General features: G+C 71.5%; 17 protein-coding genes. 7 read left to right on the forward strand and 10 right to left on the reverse strand.

All coding sequences use genetic code 11. The annotated features are described in order from the left end of the window. Positions 1-402: 402 nt before the first annotated feature. Positions 403-1,374: a tetratricopeptide repeat protein gene (locus tag ACF09J_RS32970; protein ID WP_392309142.1), complete on the reverse strand. Its 972-nt coding sequence runs from the start codon at positions 1,372-1,374 to the stop codon at positions 403-405. Positions 1,375-1,612: 238 nt separating this feature from the next. Here ACF09J_RS32970 and ACF09J_RS32975 point away from each other — a divergent pair, with 238 nt between their 5' ends. Next, positions 1,613-2,230 (forward strand): TetR/AcrR family transcriptional regulator, encoded by a 618-nt coding sequence (locus ACF09J_RS32975; RefSeq protein ID WP_392309143.1) that lies wholly within the window; start codon positions 1,613-1,615, stop codon positions 2,228-2,230. Positions 2,231-2,278: 48 nt separating this feature from the next. Here ACF09J_RS32975 and ACF09J_RS32980 read toward each other — a convergent pair whose 3' ends face one another. From ACF09J_RS32980 to ACF09J_RS32995, 4 genes are all read right to left on the reverse strand, one after another. Further along, positions 2,279-3,979 (reverse strand): methylmalonyl-CoA mutase, encoded by a 1,701-nt coding sequence (locus tag ACF09J_RS32980; RefSeq protein ID WP_392309144.1) that lies wholly within the window; start codon positions 3,977-3,979, stop codon positions 2,279-2,281. Positions 3,980-4,056: 77 nt separating this feature from the next. Beyond that, on the reverse strand, positions 4,057-4,401 hold the full coding sequence (locus ACF09J_RS32985) for a DUF3817 domain-containing protein (RefSeq protein WP_392309145.1): 345 nt from the start codon (positions 4,399-4,401) through the stop codon (positions 4,057-4,059). 55 nt (positions 4,402-4,456) lie between these two features. Beyond that, positions 4,457-4,966 (reverse strand): MarR family winged helix-turn-helix transcriptional regulator, encoded by a 510-nt coding sequence (locus ACF09J_RS32990; protein WP_392309146.1) that lies wholly within the window; start codon positions 4,964-4,966, stop codon positions 4,457-4,459. Positions 4,967-5,010: 44 nt separating this feature from the next. Beyond that, positions 5,011-6,309, reverse strand: a complete 1,299-nt coding sequence (locus ACF09J_RS32995; RefSeq protein WP_392309147.1) for an MFS transporter — start codon at positions 6,307-6,309, stop codon at positions 5,011-5,013. Between the two features lie 92 nt (positions 6,310-6,401). Between ACF09J_RS32995 and ACF09J_RS33000 the strand changes: the two genes are divergently transcribed. Next, positions 6,402-7,382, forward strand: a complete 981-nt coding sequence (locus ACF09J_RS33000; RefSeq protein WP_392309148.1) for a DUF5937 family protein — start codon at positions 6,402-6,404, stop codon at positions 7,380-7,382. 48 nt (positions 7,383-7,430) lie between these two features. Here ACF09J_RS33000 and ACF09J_RS33005 read toward each other — a convergent pair whose 3' ends face one another. Both ACF09J_RS33005 and ACF09J_RS33010 read right to left on the reverse strand, forming a co-directional pair. Continuing rightward, the gene (locus ACF09J_RS33005) at positions 7,431-7,742 is read right to left on the reverse strand and encodes an MTH1187 family thiamine-binding protein (protein WP_392309149.1); all 312 of its coding nucleotides are present in this window, start codon (positions 7,740-7,742) and stop codon (positions 7,431-7,433) included. Further along, positions 7,739-8,083, reverse strand: a complete 345-nt coding sequence (locus ACF09J_RS33010) for a DUF3817 domain-containing protein (protein WP_392309150.1) — start codon at positions 8,081-8,083, stop codon at positions 7,739-7,741. The genes ACF09J_RS33005 and ACF09J_RS33010 overlap by 4 nt, the downstream gene beginning before the upstream one ends. A 217-nt stretch (positions 8,084-8,300) precedes the next feature. Between ACF09J_RS33010 and ACF09J_RS33015 the strand changes: the two genes are divergently transcribed. From ACF09J_RS33015 to ACF09J_RS33030, 4 genes are all read left to right on the forward strand, one after another. After that, the gene (locus tag ACF09J_RS33015) at positions 8,301-8,933 is read left to right on the forward strand and encodes an AIM24 family protein (protein WP_392309206.1); all 633 of its coding nucleotides are present in this window, start codon (positions 8,301-8,303) and stop codon (positions 8,931-8,933) included. Position 8,934: 1 nt separating this feature from the next. Next, positions 8,935-9,585, forward strand: a complete 651-nt coding sequence (locus ACF09J_RS33020; RefSeq protein ID WP_392309151.1) for an AIM24 family protein — start codon at positions 8,935-8,937, stop codon at positions 9,583-9,585. Further along, positions 9,582-10,385 (forward strand): AIM24 family protein, encoded by an 804-nt coding sequence (locus tag ACF09J_RS33025; RefSeq protein WP_392309152.1) that lies wholly within the window; start codon positions 9,582-9,584, stop codon positions 10,383-10,385. The genes ACF09J_RS33020 and ACF09J_RS33025 overlap by 4 nt, the downstream gene beginning before the upstream one ends. A 92-nt stretch (positions 10,386-10,477) precedes the next feature. Then, positions 10,478-10,954, forward strand: coding sequence for a MarR family winged helix-turn-helix transcriptional regulator (locus ACF09J_RS33030; RefSeq protein ID WP_392309153.1), 477 nt, complete (start codon positions 10,478-10,480; stop codon positions 10,952-10,954). A gap of 66 nt (positions 10,955-11,020) precedes the next feature. Here ACF09J_RS33030 and ACF09J_RS33035 read toward each other — a convergent pair whose 3' ends face one another. From ACF09J_RS33035 to ACF09J_RS33045, 3 genes are all read right to left on the reverse strand, one after another. After that, the gene (locus tag ACF09J_RS33035) at positions 11,021-12,235 is read right to left on the reverse strand and encodes an MFS transporter (protein WP_392309154.1); all 1,215 of its coding nucleotides are present in this window, start codon (positions 12,233-12,235) and stop codon (positions 11,021-11,023) included. Between the two features lie 177 nt (positions 12,236-12,412). Next, entirely contained in the window at positions 12,413-13,369 is a 957-nt protein-coding gene (gene meaB, locus ACF09J_RS33040; RefSeq protein WP_392309155.1) for a methylmalonyl Co-A mutase-associated GTPase MeaB, read from the reverse strand. Positions 13,370-13,435: 66 nt separating this feature from the next. Then, a complete protein-coding gene (locus ACF09J_RS33045) occupies positions 13,436-14,644 on the reverse strand; it encodes an acetyl-CoA C-acetyltransferase (RefSeq protein WP_392309156.1) in 1,209 nt (402 codons plus the stop codon). 149 nt (positions 14,645-14,793) lie between these two features. On the opposite strand from ACF09J_RS33045, the gene mce reads away from it, so the two are divergent. Beyond that, on the forward strand, positions 14,794-15,234 hold the full coding sequence (mce, locus tag ACF09J_RS33050; protein ID WP_392309157.1) for a methylmalonyl-CoA epimerase: 441 nt from the start codon (positions 14,794-14,796) through the stop codon (positions 15,232-15,234). The last annotated feature ends 189 nt before the right edge of the window (positions 15,235-15,423 follow it).

Consider the following 15,423-nt stretch of genomic DNA (forward strand, 5'->3'; position numbering starts at 1 on the left):
GGGCGGCGCCACTGCCGCCGACCCTGCTCGGTGGGGACCCAGGCACCCCATGACCCGGCCGGCTGCCGGGGTACGGGGATGGACCGAGCGTCGCCGATCGTGGTGCATTCTCGCCGCCCGCACAAGGGGGTTCGTTACTCGCTAGTAACGGCTGGATAACCGGGACACGACTCACCGGCCCCGAACGGCGACACTCGGTGCTAACAAAGGGCAGAACAAAACGGTGGATGCCCGGATGGAACCGGGCGGAACCACACCGTTGATTTACTGCCAGTAACAGCGGCCGCGATGACCAAGTTTTGGTAAAGCGCGGCCGCCCTGACGACTCCTCGGCCAATCTTTCACTCGGGCATCACAGCCCGGGTGTTTAACGACTGGTCAGCACGACGGCACCGGCCCGGGTCAGAACAGTGCCCGCGCCAACGCCCTGCGCGCCCCCGTGACTCGCGGGTCCTCGGGCCCGACGACCTCGAAGAGTTCCAGCAGCCTCAGCCGCACCGCGTCCCGGTCCTCACCGGCCGTGCGCCGCACGGTGTCGATGAGCCGGCCGAAGGCGTCCTCGACATGACCGCCCACCAGATCCAGGTCGGCGGCGGCGATCTGGGCCTGCACGTCGGCCGGCTTCTCGGCCGCCTCCCGGCGCACCCGCTGCGGGTCCAGACCCTGCACCCGCTGGAGCAACTCGGCCTGCACCAGGCCGAGTTTGGCCTCCGGGTTGGCCGGGTCGTCGGCCAGTACGTTCTTGTAGGCCTGGACCGCGCCGCCCAGATCTCCCGCGTCGAGCGCCTGCGAGGCCGCGTTCAGCAGGGCGTCGTACGGGCCGACCGGGGCCTGCGGCGCCGTCTGAGCGCCCGCCTCGGCGTCCGGGTCGACGGTCAGGCCGGTCAGCCCGAACCGCTGCTCGGCGACCTCCACCAACTGGTCCAGCGTCTGCCGGATCTGCGCCTCGTCCGCCGCTCCCTGGAAGAGGGGCAGGGCCTGGCCGGCGACCACCGCGAAGACCGCGGGGATCCCCTGGATGCCGAACTGCTGCATCAGCATCTGATTGGCGTCTACGTCGATCTTGGCGAGGAGGAAGCGCCCGTTGTACTCGACGGCCAGCCGCTCCAGGACCGGGCTCAGCTGCTTGCAGGGCTGACACCACTCGGCCCAGAAGTCGATGACGACGGGCACCTCCGCCGACCGCTGCAGGACGTCGCGCTCGAAAGTGGCCTCGTCGACGTCGATCACGAGATCGGCCGGGGAGACCGCCCCCGCGCCGCCCTCCCTGGCCGCCTGGGCGCGCGCCTGCTCCGCCTTCGCCTTCGCCTCCTGGGCCGCCTTCACCGCGGCGAGGTCGACGACTCCGCTCATGGACATGTTCCGTGGCTGCATGCGCCCATCCTCCCCCGTTCTGCCCGCTTGAGTGAAAACCGCCGGGAAAGCCGTACCGCGCCGGGCGCCCGGTCCCCACCTGGCACCCTGTGGTCATCGCTCGGACGCGGGCTCGCGCCCGCGTTTCGCTACGACCCGTAGCGTAATGGCCGCGGACTCCCGCGCGGAAGCGCAGCGCGGTGATCTCTCTCACGACCGGGCAGGAACCACTCGTTTCCGGTCCGGTTATGGTCAGGGGATGCAGAGCCGCACCCCCGCCGCCCGCGCCGGCCGGCCGCGCAGCGCCACCGCCGACGCGGCGATCCTGGCCGCCACCCGGGCGGCGCTGGTGGAGCTGGGCTGGTCCAGGCTCACCCTGGGGGACGTGGCCGCCCGGGCCGGGGTCGCGAAGACGACGCTGTACCGCCGCTGGGCGGGCAAGAACGAACTCGTGGTCGACGCCGTCGCCGAACTCTTCGACGAACTCCGCCTCCCCGACCGCGGCAGCCTCGCCGCCGACATCGAGGGCGTGGTGCTCCAGTTCGCGGAGATACTGGCCCGGCCCGAGGCCAGGAGCGGCCTGATGGCCGTGGTCGCCGAGTCGACGCGCGACGAGGCGCTGCGCGAACGCATCCGCACCTCGATCGTGGACCGGCAGAAGCGCCTGGTCCTGGAGGGCCGCGCCCGCGCCCAGCACCGGGGCGAACTCCCCCCGGAACCGGACCCGGAGGAGGCCGCCCGCACGGTCGGCCTGATCTTCGACATCGTCGCGGGCGCCGTGGTGCACCGCACCCTGGTCAGCGCCGAACCGGCGGACGAGGAATGGGTGCGCGGCTTCACCCGGGTCCTTCTGAGCGGGCTGGCGGCGAGCAGTTGACGAGGGCGCCGGGACGGAAGCGACCGCCCCGGCGCCGGGACCTCAACCTCAGAACCCCGCGGGCTCCGTGTAGACCCCCCACTCGTCCCGCAGCACCCCGCAGATCTCGCCCAGGGTCGCCTCGGCGCGCACCGCCTCGAGCATCGGCTCGATCATGTTGGCGCCGGACCGCGCGGCCGCCAGCATCGCGTCCAGCCCGGAGCGGACGGCGTTCTCGTCCCGTCCGGCCTTGCGCTCCCCGAGCACCCGCACCTGCTCCCGCTCCACCTCGTGGCTGACCCGCAGGATCTCCAGATCGCCGGTGACCGAGCCGGTGTGCACGTTGACGCCGACGACCTGCTTGTCACCCTTCTCCAGCGACCGCTGGTACCGGAACGCCGACTCCGCGATCTCGCCGGTGAACCACCCGTCCTCGATGCCCCGCAGGATCCCGGACGTGATCGGCCCGATCGGGTGCTGCCCGTCGGGGTGCGCCCGCAGCCCCCGCTCCTTGATCTGCTCGAAGATCTTCTCGGCGTCGGCCTCGATCCGGTCCGTCAGCTGCTCGATGTACCAGGAACCGCCCAGCGGGTCGGCCACGTTGGCGACCCCGGTCTCCTCCATCAGCACCTGCTGCGTGCGCAGCGCGATCTCCGCGGCCTGCTCGCTCGGCAGCGCCAGCGTCTCGTCGAGCGCGTTGGTGTGCAGCGAGTTGGTGCCGCCGAGCACCGCCGCGAGCGCCTCGACGGCCGTACGCACGACGTTGTTGTACGGCTGCTGGGCGGTCAGCGAGACCCCGGCGGTCTGCGTGTGGAAGCGCAGCCACTGCGCCTTGTCGGTCTTCGCGCCGTAGACGTCCCGCATCCAGCGGGCCCAGATGCGGCGCGCGGCACGGAACTTGGCGATTTCCTCGAAGAAGTCGACGTGCGCGTCGAAGAAGAAGGACAGGCCGGGCGCGAAGACGTCGACGTCGAGACCGCGGCTGAGCCCCAGTTCGACGTACCCGAAGCCGTCGGCGAGCGTGTAGGCCAGTTCCTGCGCGGCCGTCGCCCCGGCCTCGCGGATGTGGTAGCCGGAGACGGACAGCGGCTTGTACGCGGGGATTCTGGAGGCGCAGTGCTCCATGAGGTCCCCGATGAGGCGCAGATGGGGCTCGGGCTGGAACAGCCACTCCTTCTGCGCGATGTACTCCTTGAAGATGTCCGTCTGGAGCGTGCCGTTGAGGACGCCGGTGTCCACGCCCTGCCGCTCCGCGGCGACCAGGTACATGCAGAAGACGGGGACGGCCGGCCCGCTGATCGTCATCGACGTGGTGACGTCACCGAGCGGGATGTCCTTGAAGAGCACCTCCATGTCGGCCGCCGAGTCGATGGCCACGCCGCAGTGGCCGACCTCGCCCAGCGAACGGGGCTCGTCGGAGTCGCGGCCCATGAGCGTCGGCATGTCGAAGGCGACCGAGAGCCCGCCTCCGCCGTTGCCGAGGATCATCTTGTAGCGCTCGTTGGTCTGCTCGGCGTTGCCGAACCCGGCGAACTGCCGGATCGTCCACGTGCGCCCCCGGTAGCCGGTCGGGTACAGGCCGCGGGTGAAGGGGTACTCCCCCGGCCAGCCGATCCGCTCGAATCCCTCGTACGTGTCTCCCGGTCGGGGACCGTACACCGGCTCCACGGGGTCGCCGGAGAGCGTGGTGAAATCCGCCTCGCGCTTGCGTGCGGCGTCGTACCGGGCCTGCCAGCGGTGGCGGCCCTCCTCGATGGCGTCAGCGTCCATACCCTCGAATTTACTAGGACGTCCAAGTAAATGTCGACGGCTGACCGCCGTACGGGTTCCGTACGGCGGTGGCGCGCTCAGGCCTTGGCGACCGCGGGGGCCTCGTCCTGCGCGGCGAGCCGGGACTCCAGCTCGCGGCTGACCCTGCGCTCGACGAAGAAGGCGGCGGTCGGGACGGTCCCCGCCAGGAGGACCCACAGCTGCTTGGTGACCGGCCACTTGGCCTTGGAGCCCAGGTCGAAGGCGAACACCAGGTACACGACGTACAGCCAGCCGTGCGCGATGCCGACGACGCTCGTGAAGCTCGCCGCGCCGTTCATGCCGAGCACGTACTTGGCGATCACGCCGAGAGTCAGCAGGACGAGGAGCACACCGGTGACGTAGGCCATGACCCGGTAGCGGGTCAGCACGCTTCGTTTCATGGGGACGAGCGTAACCACCCGTTCCGGGAGATCTTGCCCGGGGTGGCCGTGCACGTCAGTCCTCGTGGAAGTCGTGCGCGGCCATCCGCAGGGGGCGCAGCATCGCGAAGATCTCGCCGCACTCCTCGGCGTCGTAGGCCCCGAGGCCGAACTCCATCGCCATCAGGTCGCGGGTGGCCGACTCGACCACCTCGCGGCCCTTGTCGGTGATGACGGCGAGCGTGCCGCGCCCGTCGTTCGGATTGGGGCGCCGGGCGACCAGGCCGGACTTGACCAGCCGGTCCACGGTGTTCGTCACGGACGTGGGGTGCACCATCAGACGCTCGCCGATCTTGGACATCGGCAGTTCGCCGGCCTTGGAGAAGGTGAGCAGCACCAGGGCCTCGTAGCGCGCGAAGGTCAGCCCGTACGGCTTGACCACCGCGTCGACCTCGGCCAGCAGGATCTGGTGGGCACGCATGATCGAGGTGATCGCGGCCATGGAGGGCACGCTTCCCCAGCGCTGCTTCCAGAGTTCGTCGGCACGGGCGATGGGGTCGAAAGGAAGACTGAGGGGCTTCGGCACGTCACCAGACCCTACCGGGCGGTCATATGCGGCTCAGCCCCGTCTCAGCTTTCGGTCCCGCGGGCTCGGTCCTCGGTCCGGCGGGCGGCCACCGCCAGCCACACGCAGCACACGGTCCCCAGCACTCCGGCCCCCGCGACCGTCGCCGCCACCCCGGCGAACTCCGCCGCGACCCCGGCCAGTGCCATGCCCACGCCCTGGATCGTCATCAGTCCGGCGGTCAGCAGGGTCATCGCCCGGCCGCGCAGTTCCTCGGGCACCGCCCGCACGAACCACTGGTCGAGGCCGAGCGTGTACGCCGACCCGGCGCCGGAGAGCACCAGCAGGAGCAGGGAGACGGCGAGGCCGGGGCGCAGGGCGTAGCCGAGGTAGGGCAGCAGGGTCAGGCAGACCAGCGGCAGGGCGATCCGCTCCCGTACGGCCGGCCGCAGCCGGGAGCCGGCGTACAGCTCGCTCGCGATCGTGCCGACCGGCAGCCCGCACATCAGCAGGCCGAGACCGGCGGATCCGGTGCCGAGCGCGTCGGCGTACGGGGCCGCGAGGGCCTCCGGCACGACGGTGAACATCGGCGGCACCCAGAACAGCAGGAGCAGTACGCGGACCCGGCGGTCGGCGAGGACCTGCCGGGCACCGCGCAGCGAGTCGCCCACCAGGGCGCCGGGCTGCCCGGTCCGGGCCGGACGGTTCCGGGTGCCCAGGCGGAGCAGGGCGGCGGAGGCGAGGAAGGTGCCGACGGTGATCAGCAGGGCGTGCCGGGGGCTGACCACGGTGAGCAGCAGGCCGCCGAGGCCGAAGCCGACGAGCAGCGCGCTCTGCGAGACGATCCGCAGCAGGGAGCGGCCGAGGACGAACAGCTCGCCGTCGCCGAGGATGTCGGTGAGGCCGGCCATCCGTGTCCCCTGGAACACCGGTGACACGACGGCGACGGCGCAGCGCAGCGCGAGCAGGACGCCGATGTGGGCTCCGGGCACCACCATCGGCGCCACGCAGGCCGCGCACACCAGGTCGCAGGTGACGAGCACCCGGCGGGCCGGGAAGCGGTCGGCGATCCCGCTGAGGAGGGTGCCGCCGACGACGTAGGGCATGAGGCCGAGCGCGAAGGTGAGGGCGCTCATCAGGGGCGAGCCGGTGAGGTCGTAGACGAGGACCGACAGGGCGATCTCGCTGACCATCACGCCGAGCAGGGAGAGGGCGTGGGCGGCGAAGACCGCCCGGAACTCGGGGACGGCGAAGACCCGGGCGTAGCCGGCGGCCGGTTCGGCCACGGGGGCGGGCACGGGCGGGGGTTCCGGCCGGTCCGGGGCCTGCGGGGCCGGGGTGGGCTCGGGGACTTGCTGCTGCATGGGCGGCAGCGTGCCGGTGGGTGGGGCCGTCGGCGTAGAGTTTCGGCCACTGCCGAATCTTCGTCGGCTGTCTGCTCTTTCCCGGAGGTGTCGTGCCGTTCCGTCTGCACTTCGGAGGCGACGACCTCCTGCGGTGCCGGTTCGCGGTGTCGCCGCTGTGGGAGACGCAGGAGGCGGTGCGGACGCTGCGGCGGCCGGACCGGCACGGCTACCACCCGCACTGGCTGCGCCGCATCCGGGAGGCGGCGCGGGGGATCGACCTCGCCCCGCTGTGGCTGCTCATGCCGCGGCGCGGGCACAGCCCCGACTTCCTCGGGCCGCCGCCGATCGGGCCGGCGGCCGTGTTCGAGGACGAGATCGCCCAGGTGCGGGCGGCGGACCCCGGGGCGGCGCGGGAGGACCTGGCGCGGGCGCTCGCCGACACACCGGGTGCGCTGGAGTCGTCGCGGGGGCGGGCGATGCTGGCCGATCCGGGGCGCGCGGTGCGGGAGCTGGCCGATCTGATGGAGGCCGCGTGGCATGCGCTGGTCGAGCCGGAGTGGCCGCGGCTGCGGGCGCTGCTCGAGGCCGATGTCGCCTTCCACTCGCGGCGGCTGGCCGAGGTGGGCCTGGGGGCGCTGCTGCCGGAGCTGGACCGGCGGCTGTCCTGGGACGGGCGGACGCTGACGATCGACTGGCCGGGCGAGCACGGGCGCGACCTCGACGGGCGGGGGCTGGTGCTGATGCCGAGCGTGTTCTCCTGGCCGGACGTGATCAGCGGCTTCGAGCCGCCCTGGCAGCCCACGCTGGTCTACCCGGCACGGGGCCTCGCGGGCCTGTGGGCGCGGCCGGGCTCGGAGGGCGGCGAGCCCCTGGTGCGGCTGCTGGGGCGGGGGCGGGCCGGGGTCCTGGCCGCGCTGAGCGATCCGGCGACGACGACGGCGCTGGCCCACCGGCTGGGTCTCGCCCCGTCGTCGGTGTCGGCGCATCTGACGGTGCTGCGGGACGCGGGCCTGCTCACGTCCCGCCGGTACGGGCACCAGGTGCTGTACGAACGCACACCGCTGGGGATGGCGCTGGTCTCGGGCGGGTGAGGGCCCGCGCGGCGCGGGACGGGGGTCCCGGCACGCGCCGCGGGGTGCCTAGTCGGCTTGCCGGGTGTCCTGGGCGAGGTACCTCTCGACCCGTTCCACCTTGGCGGTCAGGCCGTCCGTCACGCCGGGGCGGATGTCCGCCTTGAGGATCAGGGACACGCGCGGCGCGCGTGCCTCCACCGCGGCGACGGCTCGCCTGACGACGTCCATGACCTGGTCCCACTCCCCCTCCACGGAGGTGAACATCGCGTCGGTGCGGTGGGGCAGGCCGGACTCGCGGACGACCCGGACGGCGTCGGCGACGTACTCCCCCACGTCCTCGCCGACGCCCAGCGGGGTCACGGAAAAGGCGACGATCACGCGTTCACGACTCCTTCGCGGCGGGCCCGGGAGGCGATCACCGCGTCCTCGGCCTCGCGCTTGAGCCTGCGCTCGGCGAAGAAGCCGCCGGTGGGCAGGACCGAGAGGACGAAGTAGAGGGCGGCGGTGCCCAGCGACCACTTGGCGCGGTTCCAGGCGTCGGCCCAGAAGATCACGTACAGGATGAACAGGACGCCGTGGATCGAGCCCATCACGGGCACCGCGTTGAAGTCCGTGGTCCGCTTCAGTACCGAGCAGACCAGCAGCAGGAGGAAGGAGACCGCCTCGGGGGCGGAGACCAGGCGGAGGCGGCGGAGGGCGGTGGCGGTCTTGATGTCCACGGGTCACCTTCGGTGGGAGACGGACCGGCGGGCCGCTGGGGTGTCGCGGGCCGGCTTGTGAATGCGAGCACAAACGTTCGTCCATTGTGGCAAACCCGCGGGGCGAGTCCGGGCAGGGGGTGGGCGCGGTCGTCCCGTAAGGGTGTGAATCAGGGTCGTTGTCCTCCCGCGGACCCTGTCGTGCTCCGTCGTCCGCCGCTACCTTCGCTCCGTGGCGATGTTCCGACTTCAAGACAGCAGGGTGCTCGCCGTCGACATGACCGGGGACGCCGTGAAGGCGAAGAACGGCTCGATGGTCGCGTACGACGGGCAGATGGCCTTCAAGAGGCTGACCGGTGGCGGCGAGGGGCTGCGCGGCATGGTGACCCGGCGGCTCACCGGCGAGCAGATGACCGTGATGGAGGTGCGGGGGCAGGGAACGTGCTGGTTCGCCGACCGGGCGGCGGAGATCAATCTGGTCCGGCTCCAGGGGGAGAAGCTGTACGTCGAGTCGAGCAACCTGCTCGCGACGGACGCCGGGCTGCGCACGGGGACGACGTTCACCGGGCTGCGCGGCGCGTCCCAGGGCAACGGGCTGTTCACGACGACGGTCGAGGGGCACGGGCAGGCGGCGATCATGTCGGACGGGCCGGCGGTGGTGCTCAGGGTCAGCCCGCAGTACCCGCTGATCGTCGACCCCGGCGCCTACGTGGCGCACCAGGGCGACGTCCGGCAGTCCTTCCAGTCCGGGGTGACCTTCCGCACGTTCCTCGGGGAGGGCGGCGGGGAGGCCTTCCAGATCCGCTTCGAGGGGGACGGGCTGGTGTACGTCCAGCCGAGTGAGCGGAACACGATCGCGGGGGACCTGTGAGATGACCTTCCGGGAGATCAACTCGAAGATGGTCGAGGCGACGGTCGTGCCCGGCCGGCGCCTGTTCAGCCAGCGCGGCGCGATGCTCGCCTACCGGGGCGACGTGGCGTTCACGCCCAACATCCAGGGCGGTCAGGGCGGTCTGATGTCGATGATCGGACGCCGGGTGGCGGGTGAGGCGACCCCGCTGATGACCGTGGAGGGCAGCGGCACGGTGTTCTTCGGGCACGGCGGCCACCATGTGCACCTGATCGAGATGACGGGCGACACGCTGTACGTGGAGGCGGACCGCCTGCTCGCCTTCGAGGGCACGCTCCAGCAGGGCACGATGTTCATGGGCTCGCAGGGCGGGGTCATGGGCCTGGTGCGGGGCCAGGCGACGGGCCAGGGACTGTTCACGACGACCCTCCAGGGGCACGGCTCGGTGGCGGTGATGGCGCACGGCGGCGTCTTCGAGGTGCCGATCACCCCGCAGCGCCCCGTCCACGTCGACCCGCAGGCCTACGTCGCCCACCACGGCGACGTCCGCAACAAGCTGTCCACGGCGCTGGGCTGGCGCGAGATGGTGGGACGCGGCTCCGGTGAGGGCTTCCAGCTCGAGCTGAGCGGCAACGGCACGGTGTACGTCCAGGCCTCGGAGGAGAAGCTGTGAGCGCGTACGGAACGCCCGGCTCCGGGCCGGTGGTCCACGACCCGTCGACCCTGCCGGCCGACGACAACGTGAACCCGTACACCTTCTGCGTGGAGCTCAAGGGGAGCCAGTGGTTCCTGCAGAAGGGGAAGATGATCGCCTACTACGGGTCGATCGAGTTCAACGGCATCGGGCACGGCGCGCTGGACCTGCTGACCCGTACGTCGTTCCATTCGCCTCTGCACGCGAGCGACTGGGTGGTGGCCCAGGGTTCGGGGCGGATGCTGCTCGCCGACCGGGCCTTCGATGTCAACTCCTTCGATCTGGACGACGGCAATCTGACCATTCGCTCCGGCAATCTGCTCGCTTTTCAGCCAAGTCTCGCGCTGAAGCAGTCGATCGTGCCCGGCTTCCTGACCCTCATCGGAACCGGGAAGTTCGTGGCCGCGTCCAACGGGCCGGTGGTGTTCCTGGAGCCGCCGGTCCGGGTGGACCCGCAGGCGCTGGTCGGCTGGGCCGACTGCCCGTCACCGTGCCATCACTACGACCACGGGTACCTGACCGGAGTACTGGGCGGGCTGCGTTCGATGACGGGCCTCGGGCCGGTCTCCGGGGAGGAGCACCAGTTCGAGTTCGTGGGGGCGGGTACGGTGCTGCTCCAGTCGAGCGAGAGCCTCATGGCCGAACTGGCGGCGGGGGTGCTTCCGGACGAGCCGGGGGTACCCGGTGGGGGAAGGGTGTCCGGAACGCGCGGACAGCAGGCCGGCCAACCGCGCCTTCCCGGACAGCTCGGAGATCTCCAGCGTCGCTTCGGTGTGTGAACGGTAGTCTGCGGAGTGTGACATCGAACGCGTGCGCGCAGTCACACGACCCTCACTAGTTCGCCTTTCAACTTCTTAGGTAGACTTCATTCATGGAGACCGAGACGGCCACTTCCTGGCTGACCGATGCGGAGCAGTGCGCCTGGCGCACCCACCTGGAGGTCAACAGGCTGTTGACGTACCAGCTCGAAAAGGACCTGCAGCCGTTCGGCCTGACGATGAACGACTACGAGATCCTCGTGAATCTCTCCGAGTCGGAGGACGTGCGGATGCGCATGAGCGACCTCGCGTCCGCCACGCTCCAGTCCAAGAGCCGCCTCTCGCACCAGATCACCCGCATGGAGAACGCGAACCTGGTCCGCCGCGAGAACTGCGAGTCCGACCGCCGGGGCCTCTACGCGGTCCTCACCGACCACGGCATGGAGACCATGCAGAAGGTCGCCCCCCACCATGTGGCGTCCGTCCGCAGGCACTTCATCGACCTGCTCGACCACGAGACCCTGACGGAACTGGACAAGGCCCTGAAACCGATCGCCCAGCATCTGCGGGGGCAGCGGGGGCGTCCCTGAGCCCGTGCGGGGCGTCCGGGGGCTCGGGCCGGCCCGAGCCCCCGGACCCTGCGGGAGGGAGCGTGCCTACCGGCGCCACCGCGGTCCCGCGATCAGCGCCGCCGCCACGGCCACCCCTCCCGCCAGCAGGAAGCACACCCCGAGCGGCAGGGCGCCGATCAGCAGTCCCGTCACCAGCGCTCCACCCGAGCTGCCGGCGTTCACCCCCGCGTTCACCCACGCTCCGGCCCGCGTCCGGGAGCCTTCCGCCGCCGTCTCGTCGGCCAGCAGGTACGCCGTGGTCAGCGCCGGAGCGATGAACGCGCCCGCGCAGGCCATGGCCGCCGTCAGGGTCCACAGGCCGGGCGCGAGGCCCGCCGCGGCAATCACCGGGCCCAGGCCGGCCACGAACCAGGTCAGGCGTACACGGGCGGGTGTACGCCAGTCGATCGCCCCGTTGACGAGGCCGCCCACCGCGCTGCCCGCCGAGAGGGCGCCCAGGACCCACGGCACCAGGGCCGCGTCGTACGACCGATCGGCGGCGAACGCCATCACCAGCAGCTCCACCCCGCTGAGCGCCAGGCCGACGCCCGTGGCCACGGCGACCGGCGGCAGAAGACCGCGGAACCCGGCGAGGCGGCCGCGGGACTTCTCCCGCCGCGGCGCCGGACGCGGGCCGGTCATCACCGGCGAGGTGACGAAGGCACAGGTGCCGGCGACGATCAGCAGCGCGCTGAGCAGGATGCCGGACGCCGGGGGCGCGAAGCCCACGAGCACGCCGACAAGGGCCGGGCCGGAGACGAACAGCAGCTCCTCGGCCACGCCGTCCAGGCTGTAGGCACGTGCCAGGAGGCCCCGGTCGGCGACGAGTTCGGACCACAGGGCACGCATGGTCGGGCCCAGCGGGGGCGCGCAGGCGCCCGCGAGGGCGGCGGCCGTGGCGACCGCTGCGGCCGGTGCGCCGGGCCCCCAGGTCAGGACGGCCAGGGCGCACAGCAGAGCGCCGTGGAGCGCGGCCATGGGAAGCAGGGCGCGGCGCGGCCCGTACCGGTCGACGAGGGACGCCCGCAGGGGCATCAGGAAGACCGACGTGGCGCCGAACAGGGACATCACGGCACCGGACACGGCGTACGAGCCGGTGGCCCGGGTGACGGACAGCATCACCGCGAGCGACACCATCCCGTAGGACAGGCGTGCCGTCAGGGCGGCGGCGAAGGTGCGGCGCGCGTGCGGGACGCGCAGGACGGCGGCGTACGAGGGCCGCGCGGGCAGGACAGGACGCGACGAAGTGGGCGCGGACACGGGTGTTCCTCACGTGAAGGCATGGAGACGGGACACCGGAGCGCCGCGTCCGCCGACGGTCGGTCGTCGGTCCGAAACGCGGCGCGGGTGCGCGGTCTATGCCAGGAGGAGGAACATGCGGATCAAGGTAGCGGTACCGCGGGGGATCGGCCACGGTATTTCCGGACGAGGCCGGGTTCAGCCCTCGGTCAGGCCCGTCACCAGTTCGTCCGCCGCCTGGTACGGGTCCAGTTCACCGGCGACGATGCGCTCCGCGAGGGCGCTCAGGCGGCGGTCGCCGTGCAGGTCGCCGATGCGTTCGCGCAGGGCCGTGACCGCGATCGTCTCCACCTCGCGGGCGGCGCGGGCGCGGCGGCGCTCGGCCAGGACGCCCCGCTCCTCCATCCAGGCCCGGTGCTTCTCCAGCGCCTCGACGACCTCGTCGATGCCCTCGGAGCGCGCCGCGACCGTCCTGACGATGGGCGGGCGCCAGTCGCCGGGGCCGCGGGCCTCGCCGAGGCCCAGCATGTGGTTCAGCTCGCGGGCGGTGGCGTCCGCACCGTCCCGGTCGGCCTTGTTGACGACGTAGACGTCGCCGATCTCCAGGATGCCGGCCTTGGCCGCCTGGATGCCGTCGCCCATCCCCGGGGCCAGCAGGACGACGGACGTGTCGGCCTGGGAGGCGATCTCCACCTCCGACTGGCCGACGCCGACCGTCTCGACCAGGATCACGTCGCAGCCCGCCGCGTCCAGGACGCGGATCGCCTGCGGGGCGGCCCACGCGAGCCCGCCCAGGTGGCCGCGGGTGGCCATGGAGCGGATGTAGACGCCCGGGTCGGAGGCGTGCTCCGACATCCGCACCCGGTCGCCGAGCAGGGCGCCGCCGGAGAAGGGCGAGGACGGGTCGACGGCCAGGACGCCGACCCGCCTGCCCTGCTTGCGGTACGCGGTCACCAGCGCCGACGTGGACGTCGACTTGCCCACGCCCGGGGAGCCCGTCAGACCGACGACGTAGGCGTTGCCCGTCAGGGGCGCGAGCGTGCGCATCACCTCCCGCAACTGCGGGGACGCCCCCTCCACCAGGGAGATCAGCCGGGCCACGGCCCTCGGCCGGCCTTCCCTGGCCTGGGCCACCAGAGAGGAGACGTCCTGCATCACAGCTCCGTTCACGTGATCCACGTACGCGGTCGGCGTACGAGAGGTCCTACGAATGAGGTCGGCTCAGGCCTTCGGTACCCGGACGATCAGCGCGTCGCCCTGACCGCCGCCGCCGCACAGCGCGGCCGCGCCGACACCGCCGCCGCGCCGCTTCAGCTCCAGCGCCAGGTGCAGCACGAGACGGGCGCCGGACATCCCGATCGGGTGACCCAGGGCGATGGCGCCGCCGTTCACGTTCACCTTTTCCGTGGACACGCCGAGGTCCTTCATTGACTGCACGGCCACGGCGGCGAACGCCTCGTTGATCTCGACGAGATCCAGGTCGGCGACGTCCAGGCCCTCCTTCTTCAGGGCGTGCAGGATGGCGTTGGAGGGCTGGGACTGCAGCGAGTTGTCCGGTCCCGCGACATTGCCGTGGGCGCCGATCTCGGCGATCCACTCCAGGCCCAGCTCCTCGGCCTTGGCCCTGCTCATCACCACCACGGCGGCGGCGCCGTCGGAGATCTGCGAGGAGGAGCCGGCGGTGATCGTGCCGTCCTTGGCGAAGGCCGGGCGCAGCTTGGCCAGGCCCTCGGCCGTGGTGTCGCCGCGGATGCCCTCGTCCTTGCTGAACAGGACCGGGTCGCCCTTGCGCTGCGGGATCTCCACCGGGGTGATCTCGGCCTCGAAGACGCCGTTCTTCTGCGCGGCGGCGGCGCGCTGGTGGGACAGGGCGGCGATCTCGTCCTGCTCGGCGCGCCCGATGCCCAGGCGGGTGTTGTGCTTCTCCGTCGACGCGCCCATGGCGATGCCCTCGAAGGAGTCGGTGAGGCCGTCGTGGGCCATCGAGTCCAGCATCTCCACGGCGCCGTACTTGTAGCCCTCGCGGGACTTCGGCAGGAGGTGCGGGGCGTTGGTCATGGACTCCTGGCCGCCGGCCACGACGATGTCGAACTCACCCGCACGGATCAACTGGTCGGCGAGCGCGATGGCGTCCAGGCCCGACAGGCAGACCTTGTTGACGGTGAGCGCGGGGACGCTCATCGGGATGCCGGCCTTGACGGCGGCCTGGCGGGCCGGGATCTGCCCCGCACCCGCCTGGAGCACCTGGCCCATGATCACATACTGCACCTGGTCGCCACCGATCCCCGCGCGGTCGAGGGCGGCCTTGATCGCGAAGCCGCCGAGGTCGGCTCCCGAGAAGGACTTCAGCGAGCCCAGCAGCCGCCCCATGGGCGTCCGCGCGCCCGCGACGATCACCGAGCCGGTCGTACCGGAAGTTCCAGAAGACATGAGCTGCGATCCCCTTACCGGCCTGCGCGGCCGAGGAGTGAACGAGGGTTTACTTCGAGCGTACTGAGCGGTACTCCGCCCCGTCATCGGGCCGTCGGTGTGATCGCGCGCACGTTGCGTAACCACCCCGGTGGCGCTGCACTGATTCCATGCTGACGCGAATCGACCACATCGGAATCGCCTGCCACGACCTCGACGCCACAGTCGAGTTCTACCGGTCCACGTACGGCTTCGAGGTGTTCCACACCGAGGTCAACGAGGAACAGGGCGTGCGCGAGGCCATGCTCAAGATCAACGAGACCTCCGACGGCGGGGCCTCCTACCTGCAGCTCCTCGAACCGGTCCGCGACGACTCCACCGTCGCGAAGTGGCTCGCGAAGAACGGCGAGGGCGTGCACCACATCGCCTTCGGTACGGCGGACGTCGACGCGGAGGCGGCCGCCGTCCGCGACAAGGGCGTACGCGTTCTGTACGACGAGCCGCGACGCGGCTCGATGGGGTCCAGGATCACCTTCCTGCACCCGAAGGATTGCCATGGAGTCCTGACAGAACTGGTCACTTCGGCGGCCGTTGAGTCGGTTGAGCACTGACTCCCGTACATAAGGGCCGGTAGGGTTGGGGGCGGTCGTCCCCCGAGCGGGGACGACCCGGTCCTGCCGTCAAGAACGACAGGACCGCCGGGGTCCGTGTTTCGGGGGACGAGCGGCGGGGCAGCAGCCCGTGCTCCGCTGTTGATCTGACACCATTTCCCGGGGGCCCCGTTCGGCGGATGGACGGAG

Source organism: Streptomyces sp. NPDC014889, assembly GCF_043081205.1.
In the GTDB taxonomy this organism is placed as follows: domain Bacteria; phylum Actinomycetota; class Actinomycetes; order Streptomycetales; family Streptomycetaceae; genus Streptomyces.

Coding starts and splice junctions, on each gene's coding strand:
- ACF09J_RS33015 (WP_392309206.1), top strand. CDS start 8,301: ATGTTCCGACTTCAAGACAGCAGGGTGCTCGCCGTCGACATGACCGGG.
- ACF09J_RS32970 (WP_392309142.1), bottom strand. CDS start 1,374: ATGCAGCCACGGAACATGTCCATGAGCGGAGTCGTCGACCTCGCCGCG.
- ACF09J_RS32980 (WP_392309144.1), bottom strand. CDS start 3,979: ATGGACGCTGACGCCATCGAGGAGGGCCGCCACCGCTGGCAGGCCCGG.
- ACF09J_RS33020 (WP_392309151.1), top strand. CDS start 8,935: ATGACCTTCCGGGAGATCAACTCGAAGATGGTCGAGGCGACGGTCGTG.
- mce (WP_392309157.1), top strand. CDS start 14,794: ATGCTGACGCGAATCGACCACATCGGAATCGCCTGCCACGACCTCGAC.
- meaB (WP_392309155.1), bottom strand. CDS start 13,369: ATGCAGGACGTCTCCTCTCTGGTGGCCCAGGCCAGGGAAGGCCGGCCG.
- ACF09J_RS32985 (WP_392309145.1), bottom strand. CDS start 4,401: ATGAAACGAAGCGTGCTGACCCGCTACCGGGTCATGGCCTACGTCACC.
- ACF09J_RS32995 (WP_392309147.1), bottom strand. CDS start 6,309: ATGCAGCAGCAAGTCCCCGAGCCCACCCCGGCCCCGCAGGCCCCGGAC.
- ACF09J_RS33045 (WP_392309156.1), bottom strand. CDS start 14,644: ATGTCTTCTGGAACTTCCGGTACGACCGGCTCGGTGATCGTCGCGGGC.
- ACF09J_RS33030 (WP_392309153.1), top strand. CDS start 10,478: ATGGAGACCGAGACGGCCACTTCCTGGCTGACCGATGCGGAGCAGTGC.
- ACF09J_RS32975 (WP_392309143.1), top strand. CDS start 1,613: ATGCAGAGCCGCACCCCCGCCGCCCGCGCCGGCCGGCCGCGCAGCGCC.